The sequence below is a fragment of the Acinetobacter sp. WU_MDCI_Abxe161 genome (assembly GCF_025514355.1).
Taxonomy (GTDB): Bacteria; Pseudomonadota; Gammaproteobacteria; order Pseudomonadales; family Moraxellaceae; genus Acinetobacter; species Acinetobacter pittii_E.
This window is the reverse complement of record NZ_JAHPTU010000010.1, coordinates 1-19,926: the sequence shown is the minus strand read 5'-3', so window position 1 is coordinate 19,926 and position 19,926 is coordinate 1. Positions and strand designations below refer to the sequence as shown.

16 protein-coding genes and 1 tRNA gene are annotated in these 19,926 nt (G+C 38.3%); 10 read left to right on the top strand and 7 right to left on the bottom strand.

Features of this window, described 5'->3' with window-relative positions; all coding sequences use genetic code 11:
• Positions 1-108: 108 nt before the first annotated feature.
• Complete coding sequence (locus KTI78_RS12190) at positions 109-450, top strand: YegP family protein (RefSeq protein WP_002116533.1); 342 nt, start codon at positions 109-111, stop codon at positions 448-450.
• A 52-nt stretch (positions 451-502) separates the two neighbouring features.
• Here KTI78_RS12190 and KTI78_RS12185 read toward each other — a convergent pair whose 3' ends face one another.
• The 4 genes from KTI78_RS12185 to KTI78_RS12170 form a co-directional block, all read right to left on the bottom strand.
• Positions 503-2,218: a proline--tRNA ligase gene (locus KTI78_RS12185; RefSeq protein ID WP_262446230.1), complete on the bottom strand. Its 1,716-nt coding sequence runs from the start codon at positions 2,216-2,218 to the stop codon at positions 503-505.
• Between the two features lie 58 nt (positions 2,219-2,276).
• On the bottom strand, positions 2,277-5,375 hold the full coding sequence (locus KTI78_RS12180; protein ID WP_262446229.1) for an efflux RND transporter permease subunit: 3,099 nt from the start codon (positions 5,373-5,375) through the stop codon (positions 2,277-2,279).
• Between the two features lie 15 nt (positions 5,376-5,390).
• Positions 5,391-6,500, bottom strand: coding sequence for an efflux RND transporter periplasmic adaptor subunit (locus KTI78_RS12175; protein WP_262446290.1), 1,110 nt, complete (start codon positions 6,498-6,500; stop codon positions 5,391-5,393).
• A 68-nt stretch (positions 6,501-6,568) separates the two neighbouring features.
• Positions 6,569-7,207: a hypothetical protein gene (locus KTI78_RS12170; protein WP_262446228.1), complete on the bottom strand. Its 639-nt coding sequence runs from the start codon at positions 7,205-7,207 to the stop codon at positions 6,569-6,571.
• Between the two features lie 284 nt (positions 7,208-7,491).
• On the opposite strand from KTI78_RS12170, the gene pilG reads away from it, so the two are divergent.
• The 6 genes from pilG (at position 7,492) to KTI78_RS12140 (ending at position 16,105) form a co-directional block, all read left to right on the top strand.
• Positions 7,492-7,875: a twitching motility response regulator PilG gene (gene pilG, locus KTI78_RS12165; protein ID WP_000389061.1), complete on the top strand. Its 384-nt coding sequence runs from the start codon at positions 7,492-7,494 to the stop codon at positions 7,873-7,875.
• 22 nt (positions 7,876-7,897) lie between these two features.
• Complete coding sequence (locus tag KTI78_RS12160; protein ID WP_000101096.1) at positions 7,898-8,260, top strand: PleD family two-component system response regulator; 363 nt, start codon at positions 7,898-7,900, stop codon at positions 8,258-8,260.
• A gap of 60 nt (positions 8,261-8,320) precedes the next feature.
• Complete coding sequence (locus KTI78_RS12155; protein ID WP_087087309.1) at positions 8,321-8,857, top strand: chemotaxis protein CheW; 537 nt, start codon at positions 8,321-8,323, stop codon at positions 8,855-8,857.
• 42 nt (positions 8,858-8,899) lie between these two features.
• Complete coding sequence (locus tag KTI78_RS12150; RefSeq protein WP_262446226.1) at positions 8,900-10,978, top strand: methyl-accepting chemotaxis protein; 2,079 nt, start codon at positions 8,900-8,902, stop codon at positions 10,976-10,978.
• A 148-nt stretch (positions 10,979-11,126) separates the two neighbouring features.
• Positions 11,127-15,638 carry a hybrid sensor histidine kinase/response regulator gene (locus KTI78_RS12145; RefSeq protein ID WP_262446225.1) on the top strand — a complete coding sequence of 1,504 codons (4,512 nt, stop codon included), beginning with the start codon at positions 11,127-11,129 and terminating at the stop codon, positions 15,636-15,638.
• A complete protein-coding gene (locus tag KTI78_RS12140) occupies positions 15,638-16,105 on the top strand; it encodes a hypothetical protein (RefSeq protein ID WP_262446224.1) in 468 nt (155 codons plus the stop codon). Before KTI78_RS12145 ends, KTI78_RS12140 begins: the two co-directional genes overlap by 1 nt.
• 34 nt (positions 16,106-16,139) lie before the next feature.
• Here the strand turns inward: KTI78_RS12140 and dapE are convergent, their stop codons facing one another.
• The 3 genes from dapE to KTI78_RS12125 form a co-directional block, all read right to left on the bottom strand.
• Positions 16,140-17,276, bottom strand: coding sequence for a succinyl-diaminopimelate desuccinylase (gene dapE / locus KTI78_RS12135; protein ID WP_262446223.1), 1,137 nt, complete (start codon positions 17,274-17,276; stop codon positions 16,140-16,142).
• A 126-nt stretch (positions 17,277-17,402) separates the two neighbouring features.
• Positions 17,403-17,546 carry an entericidin A/B family lipoprotein gene (locus KTI78_RS12130; protein ID WP_003655297.1) on the bottom strand — a complete coding sequence of 48 codons (144 nt, stop codon included), beginning with the start codon at positions 17,544-17,546 and terminating at the stop codon, positions 17,403-17,405.
• Positions 17,547-17,689: 143 nt separating this feature from the next.
• The gene (locus tag KTI78_RS12125; RefSeq protein WP_262446222.1) at positions 17,690-18,562 is read right to left on the bottom strand and encodes a DUF1853 family protein; all 873 of its coding nucleotides are present in this window, start codon (positions 18,560-18,562) and stop codon (positions 17,690-17,692) included.
• A 103-nt stretch (positions 18,563-18,665) separates the two neighbouring features.
• Between KTI78_RS12125 and KTI78_RS12120 the strand changes: the two genes are divergently transcribed.
• From KTI78_RS12120 to KTI78_RS12110, 3 genes are all read left to right on the top strand, one after another.
• The gene (locus tag KTI78_RS12120) at positions 18,666-19,043 is read left to right on the top strand and encodes a YbaN family protein (RefSeq protein WP_262446221.1); all 378 of its coding nucleotides are present in this window, start codon (positions 18,666-18,668) and stop codon (positions 19,041-19,043) included.
• Between the two features lie 100 nt (positions 19,044-19,143).
• The gene (elsL, locus tag KTI78_RS12115) at positions 19,144-19,647 is read left to right on the top strand and encodes a cell wall-recycling L,D-carboxypeptidase ElsL (RefSeq protein ID WP_262446220.1); all 504 of its coding nucleotides are present in this window, start codon (positions 19,144-19,146) and stop codon (positions 19,645-19,647) included.
• 206 nt (positions 19,648-19,853) lie between these two features.
• Positions 19,854-19,926, top strand: a tRNA-Val gene (locus KTI78_RS12110).

The following is a 19,926-nucleotide window of genomic DNA, read 5'->3' as shown; positions in this document are numbered from 1 at the left end:
GGCTATTCAAGCAATGTTTGCGGCTTTATATTGTTATTAATAACAAAAAACTTTCGTCCAGAATAATAACGAAAGTCATACCCACACCAACAAAAAAATGAGGTTTTTATGGCAGGATGGTACGAAATTTCACAAGCGAGTGATGGACAATATCGCTTTATCCTAAAGGCAGGTAATGGTGAACCTATTTTAAATAGCGAGCTATATAAGGCAAAAGCCTCTGCTGTAAATGGTATTGAATCAATTCAGAAAAATAGTGGTGATGATGCCCGATATGAGCGTTTAACTGCAAAGAATGGGAAACCTTACTTCAATTTAAAAGCTGCAAATCATCAAATTATTGGCACGAGTCAGTTCTATGCAAGTGAAGCTTCACGAGATAAAGGAATTGAGTCGGTTAAAAACAATGGTTCATCAACCAATATCAAAGACTTAACGGTGCAGGCATAAAGTTGAGTTAAAAAAAGCAGCTTCTAAAAGCTGCTTTTTTATTTAGTATTTATTAACGCGCTAACTTAGCTAAAAGCTCTTCTTTCGTTAAATTGCTCGCTTCAGCATCTCGGCGGCCTTTATATTCAAAAGTACCCGCATCAAGACCTTTTTCACCAATCACAATACGGTGTGGAATACCCATTAATTCAAGGTCAGAGAATTTAACGCCTGGGCGTTCATTACGATCGTCAAGTAATACGTCGAAACCTTGAGCTTGAAGTTCTGCATAAAGTGATTCTGCTGCTTCAAGAGTACGTGGTGATTTGTGCGCATTCATTGGAACAATGGCAATTTCAAAAGGTGCAATGGCTTGAGGCCAGATAATACCTTTGTCATCGTAGTTTTGTTCAATTGCAGCTGCAACAACACGTGTTACACCAATACCGTAACATCCCATGGTTACTGTAAATGGTTTGCCATCTTCACCTAGAACTTTACAGCCTAAAGCTTCAGAGTATTTAGTACCAAGCTGGAAAATATGACCTACTTCAATACCACGTTTAATTTGTAATGTGCCTTTGCCATCTGGAGATGGATCGCCTTCAACCACATTACGTAAATCAAAAACTTCGCTAATTTGCGCATCACGTTCCCAGTTTACGCCAACTGCATGTTTGTCTGCTTCGTTTGCACCAGCAACGAAGTCTGAAAGAACAGATGCAGAACGGTCAACAATGACAGTTAAGCCTTTTTCGACTAAACCTTGTGGACCAGTAAAGCCAGCAGTTAAACCAAATGCTTGAAGTTGTTCTTCAGTTGCAAAAGTAAGAGGAGCCGCAACTAAAGGATGCTTCTCAGCTTTAATCTCATTCAGTTCGTGGTCGCCACGTATAAATAGAGCAACGACAGGAACATTCCCTTTCTCGTCTGCAACACCTTGAACCAATAATGCTTTAACAGATTGCTTTGGATCAGCATTTAAGAATTGGCAAACATCATCAATTGTTTTTTGGTTTGGTGTTTCAACCAATTTTAGTTCTTGTGTCGGTGCTGCACGTTCACCAACTAAAACAGCCTCAGCCATTTCAACGTTTGCTGCATAATCAGATTCAGTTGAAAATGCGATGTCATCTTCACCACTAGCAGCCAATACGTGGAATTCGTGTGAAGCTGAACCACCAATAGAGCCTGTATCAGCTTGAACTGGACGGAAATCTAAACCTAAGCGAGTAAAAATACGGCTATAAGTGTCGTACATTACGTCATAAGTTTCTTGTAATGATTCTTGATTTGCATGGAAAGAATAAGCATCTTTCATGATGAACTCACGTGAACGCATTACACCAAAACGTGGACGGATTTCATCACGGAATTTAGTTTGAATTTGATAGAAGTTTACAGGAAGCTGCTTATAACTTTTTAATTCGTTACGCGCCATATCCGTAATAACTTCTTCATGCGTTGGCCCAAGTACAAATGGGTTCGTATGACGATCTTTAAAACGTAATAATTCAGGACCGTATTGTTCATATCGACCTGATTCTTCCCAAAGACTTGCGGGTTGAGTCACGGGCATGAATACTTCCATAGCGCCTGAACGGTTCATTTCTTCACGAACAATCGCATCTACTTTTTTAAGCACACGTGTTCCCATCGGCAGCCATGTATATAAACCAGATGCCAATTTACGAATCATCCCCGCACGTAACATGAGCTGGTGTGAAATCACTTCAGCATCATTTGGGGTTTCTCTCAACGTTGCAAATAAAAAGCGGCTTGCGCGCATGGAAAAAGTCCTAAAAGTTAAGCGTTATAAAAACGCAGATTATACGATAATCGCTGCATTATGACATGAATCGTCGAGTTTGACGCAGCATAAAGTTTTTCAAGTCATCCAGATAAGTGAAAATGACGGGTACAACTACAAGTGTCAACAGGGTAGAGGTAACTACACCACCAATCACAGCATGAGCCATTGGTGCACTTTGCTCACCGCCTTCGCCAAGACCCAAAGCTAAAGGGACCATCCCCATCACCATAGCACTTGTGGTCATTAAGATTGGACGTAAACGGGTTTTCCCCGCTTGTAAAATAGCATCATAACGGCTGACGCCCTGATCCATCGCTTTCTTAATAAAATCGATCAGCAAAATCGCATTTTTAGTGACAAGCCCCATCAGCATGATAATACCAATAATCGAAAACAGATTTAGGGTGCTTTGGAATAAGAATAAGGCAAGAAAAACACCAATTAATGATAAAGGTAAAGACGCCATAATAGCCGCTGGATGAATAAAGCTATTGAACTGAGAACCTAACACAATATAGATAAATACAATCGATAGGGTAATGGCTGTTAATGCGTACCCTGCAGATTCAGCCATATCGGCATTGGCACCTTGAGTATCAAATGTATAGCCCGCAGGCAGCTTAAACGCCTTTTGCATTTTATCGATGTCTTGACCAATATCGCCACTAGGACGTCCTGAAGTATTTGCCTCAATCAGAACCTCGCGCTCAAGATCACGCCGGTTAATTTGTGAAGCGCCGAGCTTTTCTTCGGTCGTTGCAACGGCACTCAATGGAACTAATATGTTTTGTCCAGCTGCATTGGTTTTATTAGAGTTGATATATAAATTTTGCACATCTTGTGGAAGCATACGTTTATTTTCATTTAAACGTAAATTTACATCATAAGTTTCGCCGTCACGATCTTCCCACGTGGTGACATTGTCACCCGCAATTAATGGTCGAATGGCATTCGCAATTTGGGATACAGATAAACCTAAATCACTTGCCAATACACGATTAATATGGACACCCAAAGTCGGTTTAGGTTCTTTCAATGAACTTTCTAAATCAACTACGCCTTGAATTTTTTCCATTTCAGCAATAAAGCGATCTGAAATTTTCTGTAGTTCATTTAGGTCAGATCCTTTAATAGAAATCATGATTGGCTTTTGGCCGCCAGAGACAGAGTCTTGTGCTGCGGCAATAGAAGTTACTCGAATACCTGCTACTGTTTGCAAACGATCACGGAACTCGTTGTTGAGTGTATTAAGATCTGAGCTACGTTCTTGTTTTGGTTTTAAGGTCACCCCTAAACCTGCATGGTTTTTACCAGAGTCTACTTCACTGTTGACTACGCCGTAAGTAGAAACCACATCGGGGAATTGTCTAATAATTTGATCGACCTGATGTAATTTTGCTTGAGTATATTCCAAAGAAGCATCTACAGGAGTTTCGAACTGGATACGCACTTCACCTTTATCTGGTGTAGGTACAAATTCGGTCCCAATCAGTTTAGATAGTCCTAATGCAGCAAATAATGAGGCGATTGCAATAATGACTGTAATGAAACGGAAGCGTAGAGCAAGTTTTAATAGCTTTTCATAAACATGAGCAAGCCGATCTAGCAAATTAGAAATATGGTCAAAAAACCGTTGTAGCCAATTATCTTTTTTCTTTACAGGATCTTTCCAGTGAGCTGATAGCATTGGATCGAGTGTAAAACTAATAAACATTGAAATTAAAACAGCGGTACTGACCGTTACACCAAATTGATAAAAGAAACGTCCAATCAGACCACCCATGAAGGCTACAGGTAGAAATACTGCCACAATGGTAAGTGTAGTTGCGAGTACGGCTAAACCAATTTCTTTTGTCCCTTCAAGAGCTGCAGTTACGTGGTCTTTGCCAAGTTCAGTATGTCTGACAATGTTTTCCCGCACTACAATTGCATCATCAATAAGTAAACCAATACTGAGCGATAGCGCTAACAGTGTCATCATGTTAATGCTGAAACCAAAAGCCCAAATGAAAGTTAAGGTTCCGAGCAAAGTAATCGGTAAGGTTAAACCTGTAATAACGGTAGAACGGAAAGAGCCTAAAAAGAGTAAAACAATGAGAACTGCTAAGGCCGCACCTTCAATAATGGTTCGAGCGACATCTTTAATTGAGGCACGAATACCTTTAGAGCTATCAGCTACCACTTTGTAATTTAAGCCCGCAGGCATTTGATCTTTTAATTTCTCTAACATTTCATAAGTCTGATCGACAACTTTAATGACATTGGCATCGGAGCTTTTTAAAATATCGACAGAGACAGCGGTTCTTCCATTATAAAAGGCACTCGATTGTAGTTCGGCTTGTGTGTCTTCAACAGTTGCCACTTGCTTTAAAAAAATGGGCGAACCATTTTTATTGGCAATCACCAAATCGCCAAATGCAAGGGGATGGATAACTTTCGATTGAATCTGTACGACCAGTTCAGAATTGTTTTGTTGTAAGGTTCCGGCAGGGACTTCAATATTTTCATTTTTTAAGGTGTTAATGACCTGATCAATACCAATGCCGTAGCTTTGTAATTGTGCAGGAATAACTTTTATTCGAATTTGCCGCTTTGCATCACCCAATAAATTTACATTACCGACACCTGAAACAGTTTTAAGTTGAGGCACAATTTTTTTATCTACATACGAACTTAATTGCGCCAGACTCATGCTGTTTGATTCAAATACAACCGACATGATTGGGCTAGAGGAGGGGTCATAGCGTTGTACAATCGGTGTATCAATTTCATCACGGAACTGTGCTGTGACAGGTGCAATTTTGTCACGAACATCTTGAGCTGCAATTGCTGAAGATGTATCGAGATTAAACTCAGCAATCACCATCGAAAAGCCTTCACTTGAGCGTGAAGTAATTTGTTTAATTCCTGAAATTGTATTGATTTGATCTTCAAGTTTTTTTGTAATATCTGATTCAACCGCTTCAGGCGACGCACCCGCATATTGCGTAGTGACCACTACGAATGGGAAATCTATATTTGGAAACTCTTCGACAGTCATGCGTTTCCAAGAAGCTAACCCGAGTACCATTAAGCTGAGCATCATCATAATGGTAAAAACGGGGTATTTCACACTGATTCGAGTAAACCACATACGCTATTTGCTACCTTATTTATTTTTGTCGGTTGTAACCGTCACTTTTTTATTAATGTCGGAATCTTCAAATTGAATACGGCTGACCAGATCTGAGCTTTGTAAACCTTCGACTAAAGCAATATTCTCGTTATAGCGCTGTTCAATCACCCGAATTTTAACTTTTTGAATGGTGTGATTGCGTATCACCCATACAAATGGGTCATGTTGCATATTTTGAATACTATCTAAAGGAATAGTTTGGCCTTGATGAGTGTCATTGCGCAAAATGTTTCCATTAATGAAAGCTCCGATACTTAACGAATCAATTTTTTCTTTAGGAGCAGCAAAGAACTCAATTTGTCGACTGTCTTGATCGGCGACAGGTGAAATGCGAGTAAGCGTTGCATTTAATTGTTTAGAATTACCTTGAATCTGATATTGGATGTTGCTACCTACCTTAAGCGCAGATTGCTGTTCAATGGGTAACTTCGCCTGTATTTCAAGTTGATCTGGATTTACGATTTCAAATAGTGTCTGTCCAACTGATACGGTTTGACCGGGTTCAACTTGCCGTTTAGTAATCACACCTGAAATTGGACTGGTAATAATTCCATCCTGATCCGCTTTTTTTGCAATATCAACATTGGCTTGTTGTGCTTTTACACTTTCAAGTTGCCCTTTATAGTCCACCTGACTTTGTTCAAACTCGACACGAGCAATAAAACCTTGATTGAATAATCTTTGTTTTCGGTTCATCAAATTACGTGCAAGTTCAGCTTGTGATTGAGCCGATGCGAGGTTGGCGCGTGCTTGCGCTAATCGTGCAACATTGTCCTGATTATTCAATCTCACCAGAACTTGACCTTTTTGTACCTGTTGGCCGACATTTGCAGTGACATTTGTCGCCGTTGCACTCACTTGTGCCTGAATGGAACTTTGCTGAACCGCACGAACAGTTCCTGTAAATGCAGTTTGAGAGTCAAGTGCTCCTTGTTTAACTGCAATAAGATCTTGAGGAATAAGCTCAATTTTGGCAGGAGTTGATACAGTGGTTTTGGTTGTTTCTTGCTGATTACATGCAGCTAAAATTAAACATAAACTAATAATACTCAGTTTAAAAAAAGTAGAAGGGGTGGGATGCATTGTGTGCATACAGCATCATCCTATAATTCAAATTTTATTTTGCCCCTATTCTTGATAAACCTTTGCAGTTATTCAAGCTTTTTTAAACGTTCGATAATATTTTCATACTCACTGTTGGTTCGGTTATAGGTCTTGGAAAGTGTTTGAAGCGTTTGTTTAACCCGATTAATATTATTTAGATTGTTTTCAATCAATGCCTTATGGTGCTCAGGAGTTATTTCTCCTTTTCTGAAATACTCCATTTCCTGACGTTTAAATAAAATTTTGTCTTGTTGTAATTGATTAAGTTGTTCCTGCTGATAATTAATTTGTTTTTTTATAGACACTAATGCCTGATCTCTTTTAATCAACGCTATCTTACTATTGCTATAAGCTTTTTTTAATTTAATATCTTGTTCTTTATGTCGTGCCAATAATGCTCGTTGACTCGATTGATTTAAATCGGCTTCAGCATTATAAGAATGGTTTCTTTTTATCACTTGCATATTGCGATCAAGCGCTTCATAACCATAACGAATATGGGCTGGAGTAACTGATGTACTAATATTGGCAATACCATGTTGATCATAATAACGATACCAAACCGCTTTAGGCGTATCGGCAATAGCAAGTGTAGAAGCTAAGAAAAAAAGTGATCCGAAGGAAATAATGCCTATAGATACAGACAAGCAGTTCCTATAAAAGGCATATTTCATCCTAACATTCATTGAAAATCCCCAAAAAAGATAGCTAAGTCACTTATTTTTAAATATTTAATCTTCATTATATTAATTATTATTTAGTTGAATAAAAATATAGTCATTATAAAAAAAATGATAATTTTAATTAAAGTGTGATGGGGTTAAAAGTTATTGTTTATAAATGAGAAAGTAGACAAAAATGCCTCGTTGAAAATAGAAGGTGAGATATGTTAAAAATGCGTATAAATGTGTAAAAACAAATTTAAGTTAAATTGCATTTATATTTTATATTTATGGGGATGGAAGATTAAATGGAAGATGCGTTCCAAAATCTGAAAGTAATGGTTATTGATGACTCAAAAACCATTCGCCGTACAGCAGAAACTTTATTGCAGCGCGAAGGCTGTGAAGTCATTACTGCTGTGGATGGATTTGAAGCTTTGTCCAAAATAGCAGAAGCAAATCCGGATATTGTTTTTGTCGATATCATGATGCCTCGTTTAGATGGTTATCAAACTTGTGCTTTGATAAAAAACTCTCAAAATTATCAGAACATTCCCGTTATTATGCTCTCTAGTAAAGATGGTTTATTTGATCAGGCAAAAGGGCGTGTGGTAGGTTCAGATGAATACTTGACGAAACCTTTTAGCAAAGATGAATTGTTAAACGCGATTCGTAATCATGTAAGTTCATAACCAGTAATTTGAGGGCAAAAAAATGGCACGTATTCTCATTGTAGATGACTCACCAACAGAAACTTTTCGTTTTAAAGAAATCCTAACAAAACATGGTTATGACGTACTTGAAGCATCAAATGGGGCAGATGGTGTAACTCTTGCAAAAGCAGAGCAACCAGATCTTGTATTGATGGATGTTGTTATGCCGGGTGTAAATGGCTTTCAGGCAACACGTCAGATTACCCGTGATGAAGACACTAAGCATATTCCTGTTGTTATTGTCAGTACTAAAGATCAGGCAACTGACCGTGTATGGGGCAAGCGTCAAGGTGCAATCGACTATTTGATTAAACCAATCGAAGAAAAGCAATTGATTGATGTAATTAAACAATTTCTAAATTAACTCATCCATCCATAAAAACATAAATAACGGGCATTTTGTACCCGTTTTATAGGATCGAGTATGGCAGCGAATGGATTTATCGAGTTACTTCGTTTGTCTAAACGGGGTAATAAGAATTACGCTTCAGTTCAAAATGAAGCACAGCGATGGTCAGGAATTGCTTTTGAAATGAGAGGGCAATACTTCGTCGCACCACTTGGGGAAGTGTCAGAAGTTATCTATCCACCAAAATATACACCGGTTCCAAATACCCAAAGTTGGGTAAGGGGATTGGCAAATATTCGGGGCAGATTACTTTCAGTGTCTGATTTGGCGCATTTTATTTTAGGGCAACGAAGTTCATTTTCGTCAACTCAAAAAGTATTGTGTATTAGCCATCGCGACCAGTATGTGGGGTTGGTCGTAGATCAGGTTTTGGGGATTCAGCACTTTAATAAAAAAAGCTTTTTTTCTCAAAGTTTAGACTTAGAGGAAAATCTAAAAGAATATTGCCAAGGTTATTTTCATCAACATAACCAACACTGGCATGTTTTTTTATTTAGTCGTTTATTGCAAAACCCGCATTACATGAATGCATCGACAAAATTTATAAACTAATTTTTACGCTGTGAAAACAGAGTATTTTTCTGGGGAAAAGCTATGGGCTTTAAGCTTAAAAAGAAAGGCAGCAGTCGGGTTGCGTCCGAAAAATCGGATGTTAATTTTATTGCAACAATCCAGTCAAGAATTGAGCAGTTTGCCGGTTTATTTGGGGAAAGTGAAAAGTCCAAGCCAATCCTATATGCAGCAATTTTATGTTTTGTTCTTGCATTAGTTTCTCTAGCCTATTTGTTCTATAACGTTCCACGTCATAACCAGTTAATTCGAAGTCTTGGGGAGTTACGTTTGTTATCTCAAACGATTTCTAAGCAAGCAACTGAAGCAACTGAGTCTGGCTCTCAAGAGGCAATCACCAAGCTACAGCAGTCTCAAAAAGACTTTAACGAAAACTTACTTGAGATTGAAAATATTCACGGTAAGTCGACTGATGAATATCAAAAAGTTCAAGTTATGTGGACTGAACTTTCAAAAAACATCGATTTGATTTCAGCACATCAAAAAGTCCTTAACCAGCTATATGACACCAACATCTCTATTAGCGAAACCGTTCCTGAGATTCAGGCAGAATATAACTTGATGGTTGACCAAATGGCGCGTCAAGGTTTGCCAAGTAGTCAGGTAATTATTGCTAAAAACCAGGTATTTATCGCTGAACGTATTTTACGTTCTATTAACTCGGTATTAAGTGGTACTGATGGTAATGTATCGACTAGCGATTTTGGTGTAGACATTGATACGTTTGGTACGTATCTAAATGCTGAACTTAATGGTAATGCTGAATTGGGTGTTGATCGTATTGCAGATCCGGCTTTACGTGAATCATTAGAAAGTATTAAATCTGAATATGACAAAGTCTTAAAATCTGCTGCTGCCACGGTATTAAAAAATGGTAACCAGATTGTCAATGTTCGTCAGGCATCTTCTCAGATCTTCTCTAAATCAGATGTGATGTTAGATAACTTGGGGCATTTATCTGATGTAGCAAGAAAGAACTGGCTTACTTTATTGTTAGGCGCGGTGCTAATCAGTTCTTTAGCAGGCTTAATCTTCTCTGTATTTAAATTGATCACATTACGTAGTGTGATGGATAAACAACGTGTTACTCGATTACAAGACGAATATGACCGTAACCAAAACGCGATTTTACGTTTACTTGATGAAATCGCCGATCTTGCAGATGGTGACTTACGTTCATATGCAACCGTATCTGAGGATTTTACGGGAGCGATTGCCGACTCGATTAACTTCGCGATTGACCAACTACGTGACCTTGTATCTCGTATTCATGAAACCTCTCAAGAGGTTGCTCGCTATACGCAAGATACGCAAAGTATTACTAACCAATTGGCAGAAGCGTCTGAACATCAGGCTCAAGAAATTGCTGGTGCATCAACAGCAATGAATGAAATGGCGCAATCGATTGACCAAGTATCTTCAAATGCATCTGAATCTGCTGAGGTAGCAGAACGTTCGGTACAAATTGCCTCTAATGGTGCGCAAGTGGTAAACCGTTCAATTGAAGGTATGGATACAATCCGTGAACAGATTCAAGAAACGTCTAAACGTATTAAGCGATTAGGTGAGTCGTCACAAGAAATTGGTAACATTGTATCGCTCATTAACGACATTGCCGACCAAACAAACATTCTTGCATTAAACGCAGCAATTCAAGCATCTATGGCGGGTGAAGCAGGCCGTGGTTTCGCCGTGGTTGCCGACGAAGTACAGCGTCTTGCAGAACGTTCAGCTTCCGCAACAAAACAGATCGAAACACTGGTTAAAACGATTCAGACAGATACAAATGAAGCTGTTATTTCGATGGAACAAACCACTACTGAGGTTGTGCGTGGAGCGAACTTGGCAAAAGATGCGGGTATTGCTTTGGATGAAATTCAAAAAGTATCGGGCGACTTGGCTAACTTAATTGCTAGCATTTCTGATGCAGCAAAACTTCAATCTGCATCTGCCAGCCACATTGCCACCACCATGACAGTCGTACAAGAAATTACTTCACAAACGACCACTGCAACTTTCGATACAGCGCGCTCTGTTTCTGAATTAGCAAACATGGCAGAGTCATTACGTGAATCGGTAACGGACTTTAAATTACCTGATTAAATTGGGGATGAGAATAGCTGTTCCTATAATCGCTATTCTTCTAAAAAGTATTACAACACCAGATAAATATTGGGGAAAACAGCTATTTTTCTGGTGTTGACTCTGTCGTTTTTCTCCATTTTGGAGACAAGCAAAAGAAGCCTTTGCTATGAAAGAAATATTAAAAACTTTAACTGAAGCAATGATGCTACCGGAAGATAGCTATTCTCAACAAGATGATGAATTCCTTGAAATTTTTGTCGAAGAGATTGAGGAAATTTTTGTTGAATTACAATCTTTGATTGACGAATGGATGCAATCTGAAAATATTGCTACGCTTACCGAAATCCGCCGTTATTTTCATACATTGAAAGGTTCTGGCCGGATGATTGGTGCAAAATCATCTGCTGAGCTTGCTTGGACTGTAGAAGATACGCTGAATCGCGTAATCAATCAGAGTCTCGGATTAACTCCTAACATCCAACAATATGTTCAGTTGGTATTTAAGTTCTATTTCTTTAAGTTAGTAGATGACTTTAAATCTAAAAAAGATCATACCTTAGACTTTAGGCCTCTTATTTTATTAGGACAACAATTACAACAACAGCAAAGTATAGAACCCGCATTAGATGAACTTTTATTATTATCAGATACTCTTACTGCTGAAACTCAAACTGGTTTAGAAACGAATGACTTCGAACCAGAGTCAACTAATGTTTTAACTATTGCCACTCCAGAGAGTGTTATAGAAACTGAACAGACTCTTGCTGAAACCTTAATTTTATTTATGGAAGAGGCAGAAGAGCACTTAGCGACGATTGACCAATTTTTAGAACAAGAAATACATCAGCATGAAAGTTATAATGCTTTAATACGTGCGCTACATACGTTACGTGGCAGCTCTGCTATGGCTCATGTAGAACCAATATTTGATGCCAGTACCAAAGTTGAGCATTTATTTAAAATACTATTACAAGAAGAGCTTTCTTCTCATTCAGAAGAAATTTCATTACTTCGCGATTACCGCGAGTTTATTCGAAATTGTTTAGATTCATTGGCTAGCCATTGTTCTACTGAGCAATTGGAATCTGATCTACAAAAATTTAATCAGATTTGGGATGCTTATATGGAGCAGCATGGTGAGCATCCAAGCCCGCTCATGCCTCCACATGGTTTAGTGTCTCAGCTATTGCAGTTAGATGTTTCAGAATTGCTTGATGCAGAATTAGATTTTGAGAAGGGAATACGAACCGAGTTTCCTCATTATCTTGAACGCTTAAGTGAACAAGCAGATGTGTTGTTGCAACATACTCAGTCGCAGGCAATGGTGGGTTTATATGAATATACTAACCAGCTCAAAGACAGCTATAAGGTATTGCTTGAACGACCTGATTTATTGCAATTGGATTATGTTTTTGAAATTTATCAAAAAGCACACCAACAATTAATTCAGTTATTTGATGCCTTAGCTGCGGGACAAAGAGTAAGTATTATTGAGCAACATCAAAATGTCTTGGAAGAACTAAAACTATATACTCAACATATTCCGAGTCTTAATGTTGAACCATTAGAAACTCATCAGGAAATTATTGAATCAACCTTTAATACTGAAGTTGAACAAACAACGAATGAACCTCTAGTATCAGCAGAAAATGTATTCACTGATCAGATCTTAATAAGTCAAAGTGTACAATTAGATCGACAGTTCATTTCGACTGAACAGGTAAACCGTAATTTTGATCCAGATCTATTAGATATTTTTCTTGAAGAAGCTGATGAGTTGCTTGAAGGAATGGATACAGATCTTAATATTTGGGTTAATGATCAAGAAAACTTTGCAGCTCTTAATAATCTGATGCGTTATTTGCATACCTTAAAAGGTGGGGCAAATATGATTCAGGCAAGCTATATTGGTTTAATTGCACATGAGTTAGAAAGTATTTATGAGCGCTTAATTCAAAAACAGTTGATAGCTTCGTCTGCTCTCATTGATGTTATTCGACTAGTTCAAGATGACTTGGCTGACCGTCTTCAAATAGTACGTGAACAGCATCTAGATTATGCTGCTTCTCATACTATTCAAGCGCTTAAAAATGCAGGCCAAGTATTTGATTCTCGTATTAAAGAAGTGCAAGCAGAATCTGAAACCTATGTTATACCTGAAGTAAATTTTGCAGAATTACCACAAGAAACGATAAATAATACAGCGTTAATCTTCAGTGAGTTAACTTCTGAGTCTGAGCAGATTGCTGAGTCTAATAATCAACTTGTTGAGCAAACCGACTTACAAGTTCTCAATGCTGACCAAGGCTATACGGAAAATCTTCAAGATCAGGATATTAGCTCTGTTGTTGAGCAGACATTCATGGAGGAAGCGGCTGAACTATTAGAAACGGCCGATCATCTATTAAAACAATGGTTCGAGCAGCGTACTAACCGTAGTATCTTGCTTCAGCTACAAAGGGCTGTGCATAGCTTGAAAGGCGGTTCCCGTATGCTGGGACTTGAAACCGTGCAAGCGATTGCTTATCAGCTTGAGAATGCTTTTGAACAATTTGCACTTCATCATTTCAGCTCAAATATTTATGACAACTTATTAGAGAGTGCTATTTTCTGGTTAAAAGAGGCAATTTTTAAACAAAATTATCAACACTTCGATGGTTTACAACAAAGTCTGGAAAATATTCAGTTCATTGAAACAGCAATTCAAATTCCTAATAAGTTAACTCGAACTGATCTATTCAGCACAGAACCTGTCATAAGTTTTGTGCAAGGTGACGGTACAGAGCCACCGGCAATGATGGGTGCGTGGGAACAAACACAACGTCTTGATCAAAATAATGAGATGATTCGAGTCTCGGCAGATTTAATTGAAAAAATGATTGACCTGTCTGGCGAAAATTCAATTAACCGTTCGCGAATTGAAATGGATTTAAGCCAATTTGGCCATACGCTTGCAGAAATGGAATTGGCTATTCAACGACTTGCAGATCAGTTGCGCCGAATGGAAGGTGAGTTAGAAACTCAAATTATTGCAAAACACGGTATTGAAAACTCTCGGTATACGGAATTTGACCCTTTAGAGATGGATCAATATTCTTCATTAAATCAGTTGTCAAAATCTCTTGCCGAATCTGCATCAGATTTAGTGGATTTTAAAAATACATTGTCGGAAAAGATCAGAGACACTGAAGGTTTATTGGTTCAACAATCACGTATTCAGGCTGAGATTCAAGAAGGTCTCATGCGAACACGCTTAGTACCATTCTCTCGGTTGCTGCCTCGTTTACAAAGAATTGTGAGACAGACTTCTACTGCGTTAAATCGACCAGCAGAGCTTTTCGTGAATAATACTGAAGGTGAGTTGGACCGGACAATGTTAGAGCGTTTGGTCACACCACTTGAGCACATGCTTAGAAATGCAATTGACCATGGTTTAGAAGACCGTGCGCAACGTGAGCAAGCGCAAAAACCAGAAACTGGACGCATTGAACTGAATATTCATCGTCAAGGTACAGAGGTTGTCGTTACATTTAAGGACGATGGACAAGGTATTGATATCGAGAAGGTTCGTCAAAAGGCATTAGTGTCTGGTTTGATTAACTCGGAACAAGTATTAGAACATCAAGATATTTTACAGCTGATTTTCCATCCTGGTTTAAGTACAGCCGATCAAGTCACTCAGATTTCAGGTCGTGGTGTAGGACTAGATGTAGTACAAAGTGATATTAAGGCCTTAGGTGGCCACGTGAGTGTCGACTCTGTCTATGGGCAGGGCACTGTCTTTACCATACGTGTTCCAACTACGGTAGCTGTTAGTGATGCCTTAATGGTTAAAGTTGCTGATCAGCAATTTGCAATCCCATTGGCTCAAATTGATCGAATTGTGCGGGTTTCACCAGCCTCATTAGAACAATATTTCGGAAGTGCACAAGAGTTCTTTGAATTTGAAAATAAGCGCTATCTATTACGTTATTTATCTGAATTTGTTGGTAATCAACCCATTCCGCGTTTAAGTGGAATGATGTATTCATTACCAGTATTAATGATTAAAGCAAATAATGGACAAACTGTTGCATTATTAGTCGACCAACTGATTGGCTCACGTGCGCAGATTGTAGTTAAACCAGTCGGACAGCAATTCTCTAGTATTGGGGCAATTGCGGGAGCAACTATTTTAGGTGATGGCCAAGTTTGTCTAATTTTAGATGGACAAAATATTGCTCGCCAAATTCAATCTACCCAACGGCATAAGTCGCTTAATGAAGCTATCTATAGACAACGTGAGTCTGATGAACGCCGTCTCATCATGATTGTAGATGACTCGGTAACTGTGCGTAAGGTCACGTCTCGATTACTTGAACGTCAGGGCTATGATGTAATCACCGCTAAAGATGGGGTCGATGCAATTGAGCAATTGGAAAATATTAAACCAGATCTGATGCTGCTTGATATTGAAATGCCACGAATGGATGGCTTTGAGGTTCTCAATCTTGTTCGTCATCATGATCTACATCAAGATATGCCAGTTATCATGATTACCTCAAGAACTGGCGAAAAACACCGTGAACGAGCATTTGCTTTAGGGGTTAATCAGTACATGGGTAAACCTTTCCAAGAAGAAGACTTACTTCATAATATTGATGCGTTATTCATGGCATTTGAAGGGGGACTTGCCTAATGAAAAGTAATATAAGTACATCCTTAATTAATGAAATGGACCAGCAAGAGCTCCAGCATTTAATTACTGTCTCAACTGGTTTTATTGATGCATATATTATCGAGTGTCATCAGCAAGTGCCGATGCTATTGCCACAAAATATAGTGTTATCTGCTATGGATGTTAAAAATGGCATAAAGCACATTGAATGGCATGATGTAAAACTCCCTGTTTATTCGGTTCACAATGAAATTGATTCGCGAGCAGTAGCACTAGTCATTGAAAGTGAAGATATTAGCCAGCGTTTTGCATTGATGTGTAAATCAATGCCAGTTTCAGTCCGTTTGCGTATTTCTGAAGTCGTAGATGAGAATGAAGATATACAAGAGTCTTTGAAGCATTCAACTGTATTTAAATATGTACGTATGGACAATCAACGCTACCATGTGCCTAACCTGCAATATATTCAAAATTCTCTTCATTTATAAAAAAAGGAACTCATTTTGAGTTCCTTTTAAATTTTTACTTAGCTAATAAATTTTCTAAAATTTGCTCATAAATATCAGTTAATGGATCAAGGTCATGTACGTCAACATGTTCATTAATTTGATGAATTGTTGCGTTAAGGACACCTAATTCTAATACCTGTGCGCCTGTTGGAGCAATAAAACGGCCATCAGAGGTACCACCGCTTGTTGAAAGCTCAGTTTCAGTACCTGTTACGTTCAAAATAGCTGTTTGTGCTGCATTAACGAGTTCACCGACTGGTGTTAGGAACGGTAAACCAGAAAGATTCCACACGATTTCATACTGTAAACCATGTTTATCTAAAATTTCGTGTACACGTTGTTTAAGTTGCTCTGCTGTCACTTCTGTTGAATAACGGAAGTTAAAAGTAACTTCTAATGTTCCAGGAATAACATTTGTTGCGCCAGTTCCTGCATGGATATTTGAAATCTGAAATGAGGTTGCAGGAAAATATTCATTTCCATTGTCCCAAACCGTTTCGCATAGTTCTTCCAAAGCTGGTGACGCTTCATGAATTGGATTACGCGCTAAATGTGGATAAGCTACATGTCCTTGCTTACCTTGAACCTTTAATACGGCATTAAGTGAGCCACGACGGCCATTCTTAACAATATCACCCAGTTTATGAGTACTTGAAGGTTCACCAACCAAACACCACGTCATTTTTTCATTACGTTTTTCAAGCGTCTCAATAACTTTAACCGTACCATTAACAGCAGGGCCTTCTTCATCAGAAGTAATTAAAAAGGCAATTGAACCTTTGTGATCAGGATGCTTTGCTACAAAACGTTCAGATGCGACGACCATCGCTGCAAGAGCTGTTTTCATATCGGCGGAACCACGACCATATAATTTGCCATCGCGGATTTCCGGTGCAAATGGATCTGAATTCCATGCTTCTAATTTACCTGTCGGTACTACATCAGTATGACCCGCAAAGCAGAATACGGGTTTTTCAGTTCCGCGGCGTGCCCAGAGATTATCAACTTCACCAAAACGCATTGGTTCAATATGGAAACCGATTTTAGCTAAACGGTCGGCCATGATGGTTTGGCAGGTGTGATCAATAGGAGTAACAGAAGGTTGTTGTAACAGTTCTAAGCTAAGCGAGAGAGTATCTGAATGGTTCATACCGAAAATTGCGTGCTGATCAGGTGAAATATAGTCCGATATAATAGGGGAATCTCTACGGGATGGGTATGTAAAAATAAAAAAACCTTATCGGGAAGATAAGGTTTTTTAAGTGATGACTCTAACTTACATTTTATCTTGTGTTTTTTCAGCAGTATTCGTTACAGCATCACCTGCTTTAGAAACATCTTTACCAAAACCTTTAAACGTATTACAGCCTGTTAAAACAACAGCAATCATTACAGAAGCAGCTAAAACTTTTTTCATCATTTTCTCCGTTTAAATTTAATAATGAAGTAAATTTAGATTAAAAAACAAACGGAAAAAGAAACATGACTGTTTAATAGTAAAAACGTTATTAAATGTTTCTAGAAGCTTAAAAAGTTATTGTTAATTCTTTTAATTTTTACCAATTAGTATGGGTTTGACTTAAAGTTTAAGTATGCAGGGCATCTATACATATAAAACATGACCTCTTCACTACTTTTACAATATAAACCATCTGTCCACCAATGCGCTGAAACCGAACTAGGTTTTTGATTTGGACACAACCATTCGTGCCTTTCTAATCGATAAAAGCAAGAGTGTGGAATGGTAGTACCCCAATATCCTAATCGACGCTTTAAATTTATCCAGTCTGGCAATGATTGTTGCAAATTTAACTGTAAAGGAAGATAGAGCTGTCCTTTTAGAACGGCAAAACGTTGTTCGATCTTAAAATCTAATGCTTCAGTAAACTGAAATTGTTTGTTAGTAAAATGATAAAGCTTTTTGCTCAGAGTATCCTGACGATTCAACCCAATCCATTGTTCTAAATATAAATCTGCTTCACCTAAATAGTATTTTAGCGCGACTTCCCAATGTTCAACTTGTTGAGTTTCTTTATTTAAAATTAAGAAATCTAACTCGCCTAAAGTTATTGCTCCTTCAATTTTTTGAATACTATGGCCCAATAATTGATACGGATGATAACCATCTTCTTGCAGCCAGAACCAAAGTAAATTTTCAAAGCGTAAACCTAAGCGCGTACTTTTAAGTTGAGATAAAAACTGGATTAATGGTTCTGGGGACTGATCAAGTTCTTTTAAACGTGGTAAATAATTTTGAAAGTGTCTTTCCCATACTTCGCTTGGATGCAATTTAAAGTCGTGTTGTATAGAAAAACTTCTTGGTAATTTGCAAAGTAAATTGGGGCTAGCGATACAAAAAGCCAACTGCCGCACTATAGGATGTTGAAATTGAAGCCATGGTTCGAAATAGGAAGTTTTAACTGAGGCAATATTCATATATTCAATACTCGAAGTAATTCATCCTAATTTCATAAGGGATCAACAAACAATATAAGAAAAACACTTTATACTAACGCTAACAGCAGGTTAAGGTTTATATATGCGAACATTGTTCTGGCGCTCTTTGGTCGTGATTTTTATCACGCTAGGCATTATTGGAGCAATTTTACCAGGTATGCCAACAACAGTGTTTTTGATTCTGGCTGCTTGGGCGGCTTCAAAAGGATGGCCACAAATGGATGCTTGGTTATTAAATCATCCTAAATATGGCCCAACATTACGTGATTGGCGAGCCAATGGTACAGTGCCACGTAAAGCGAAGTGGATTGCAAGCATAATGATGGCAATCAGTGGCCTGTTAATGCTATTTACTTCAGCACCGCTTTGGGTCAAGGTTTTTACTGATACTACCATGTTCATCGTTGCAGTTTGGTTATGGTTACGACCTGAGCCAAAAAGTGAAACTGCGCGTAGATAAAAGAAGATTGGGAACCTTTTATTTTTGGTGCAAGACAACCTCTTCCTATAAATTTTTACTTAAACTCAAATATTTGAGTTGATATAAGAGAGTAAGTTCAATGTCTCAATTTAAGCTCGAAGATGCCGATGTCCTCATCGATTTGGCAAACCAAACCTTAACTTTGCCTAAACATAATAAGTTTTATGTCATCTCTACTGGAAAGAACGGAATTGGTGAGCAAGAAAACACGGGTAAAACTCCACGTGGATGGCATAGAGTTGCAAAAAAAATTGGTGCCGAATCTCCTCAAAATGCAGTTTTTATTGCGCGTAAGCCAACAGGGGAGGTTTATAACGCTGAACTAGCAGCACAATTCCCTGAGCGAGATTGGATACTGTCCCGCATTCTTTGGTTAGACGGCTTAGAAGAAGGCTTTAATAAAGGCGAAGGCCACGACACCATGCAGCGTTACATCTATATTCATGGGACTCCAGACACTCAACCAATGGGTGTGCCAATGTCGCATGGCTGTGTCCGAATGCGTAATGAAGAAATCATTGAGTTATTTGATTTAGTGGCTGAAGATGCATTGGTTTATTTATCTGAGCAATCTTTAACCTGAAAGCGAGTTTTATCTATTATTGATTAGCTATGCAAATGTCGAAAAAAATGAAATAAGTGTTTAAATAAAATACAAAAAATTGTTTTTTACTTAATAATGACTTATTTTTAATCATTCATTCGCATTTTTTTGAAAAGTTATCGAAAAGCGTTTGACACCTGTTAAAGATTCTCTATAATGCACCTCACAAACGATGAAGACGTTAAGGGCGCTTAGCTCAGTTGGTAGAGCGTCTGCCTTACAAGCAGAATGTCGGCGGTTCGATCCCGTCAGCGCCCA

Excerpts from the sequence above, each read along its gene's own strand:
- elsL (WP_262446220.1), top strand. The coding sequence starts at position 19,144 with ATGTCTCAATTTAAGCTCGAAGATGCCGATGTCCTCATCGATTTGGCA.
- KTI78_RS12160 (WP_000101096.1), top strand. The coding sequence starts at position 7,898 with ATGGCACGTATTCTCATTGTAGATGACTCACCAACAGAAACTTTTCGT.
- dapE (WP_262446223.1), bottom strand. The coding sequence starts at position 17,276 with ATGAACCATTCAGATACTCTCTCGCTTAGCTTAGAACTGTTACAACAA.
- KTI78_RS12140 (WP_262446224.1), top strand. The coding sequence starts at position 15,638 with ATGAAAAGTAATATAAGTACATCCTTAATTAATGAAATGGACCAGCAA.
- KTI78_RS12170 (WP_262446228.1), bottom strand. The coding sequence starts at position 7,207 with ATGAATGTTAGGATGAAATATGCCTTTTATAGGAACTGCTTGTCTGTA.
- KTI78_RS12190 (WP_002116533.1), top strand. The coding sequence starts at position 109 with ATGGCAGGATGGTACGAAATTTCACAAGCGAGTGATGGACAATATCGC.
- KTI78_RS12175 (WP_262446290.1), bottom strand. The coding sequence starts at position 6,500 with ATGCATCCCACCCCTTCTACTTTTTTTAAACTGAGTATTATTAGTTTA.
- KTI78_RS12125 (WP_262446222.1), bottom strand. The coding sequence starts at position 18,562 with ATGAATATTGCCTCAGTTAAAACTTCCTATTTCGAACCATGGCTTCAA.
- KTI78_RS12150 (WP_262446226.1), top strand. The coding sequence starts at position 8,900 with ATGGGCTTTAAGCTTAAAAAGAAAGGCAGCAGTCGGGTTGCGTCCGAA.
- KTI78_RS12130 (WP_003655297.1), bottom strand. The coding sequence starts at position 17,546 with ATGATGAAAAAAGTTTTAGCTGCTTCTGTAATGATTGCTGTTGTTTTA.
- KTI78_RS12155 (WP_087087309.1), top strand. The coding sequence starts at position 8,321 with ATGGCAGCGAATGGATTTATCGAGTTACTTCGTTTGTCTAAACGGGGT.
- KTI78_RS12145 (WP_262446225.1), top strand. The coding sequence starts at position 11,127 with ATGAAAGAAATATTAAAAACTTTAACTGAAGCAATGATGCTACCGGAA.
- KTI78_RS12180 (WP_262446229.1), bottom strand. The coding sequence starts at position 5,375 with ATGTGGTTTACTCGAATCAGTGTGAAATACCCCGTTTTTACCATTATG.
- KTI78_RS12185 (WP_262446230.1), bottom strand. The coding sequence starts at position 2,218 with ATGCGCGCAAGCCGCTTTTTATTTGCAACGTTGAGAGAAACCCCAAAT.
- pilG (WP_000389061.1), top strand. The coding sequence starts at position 7,492 with ATGGAAGATGCGTTCCAAAATCTGAAAGTAATGGTTATTGATGACTCA.
- KTI78_RS12120 (WP_262446221.1), top strand. The coding sequence starts at position 18,666 with ATGCGAACATTGTTCTGGCGCTCTTTGGTCGTGATTTTTATCACGCTA.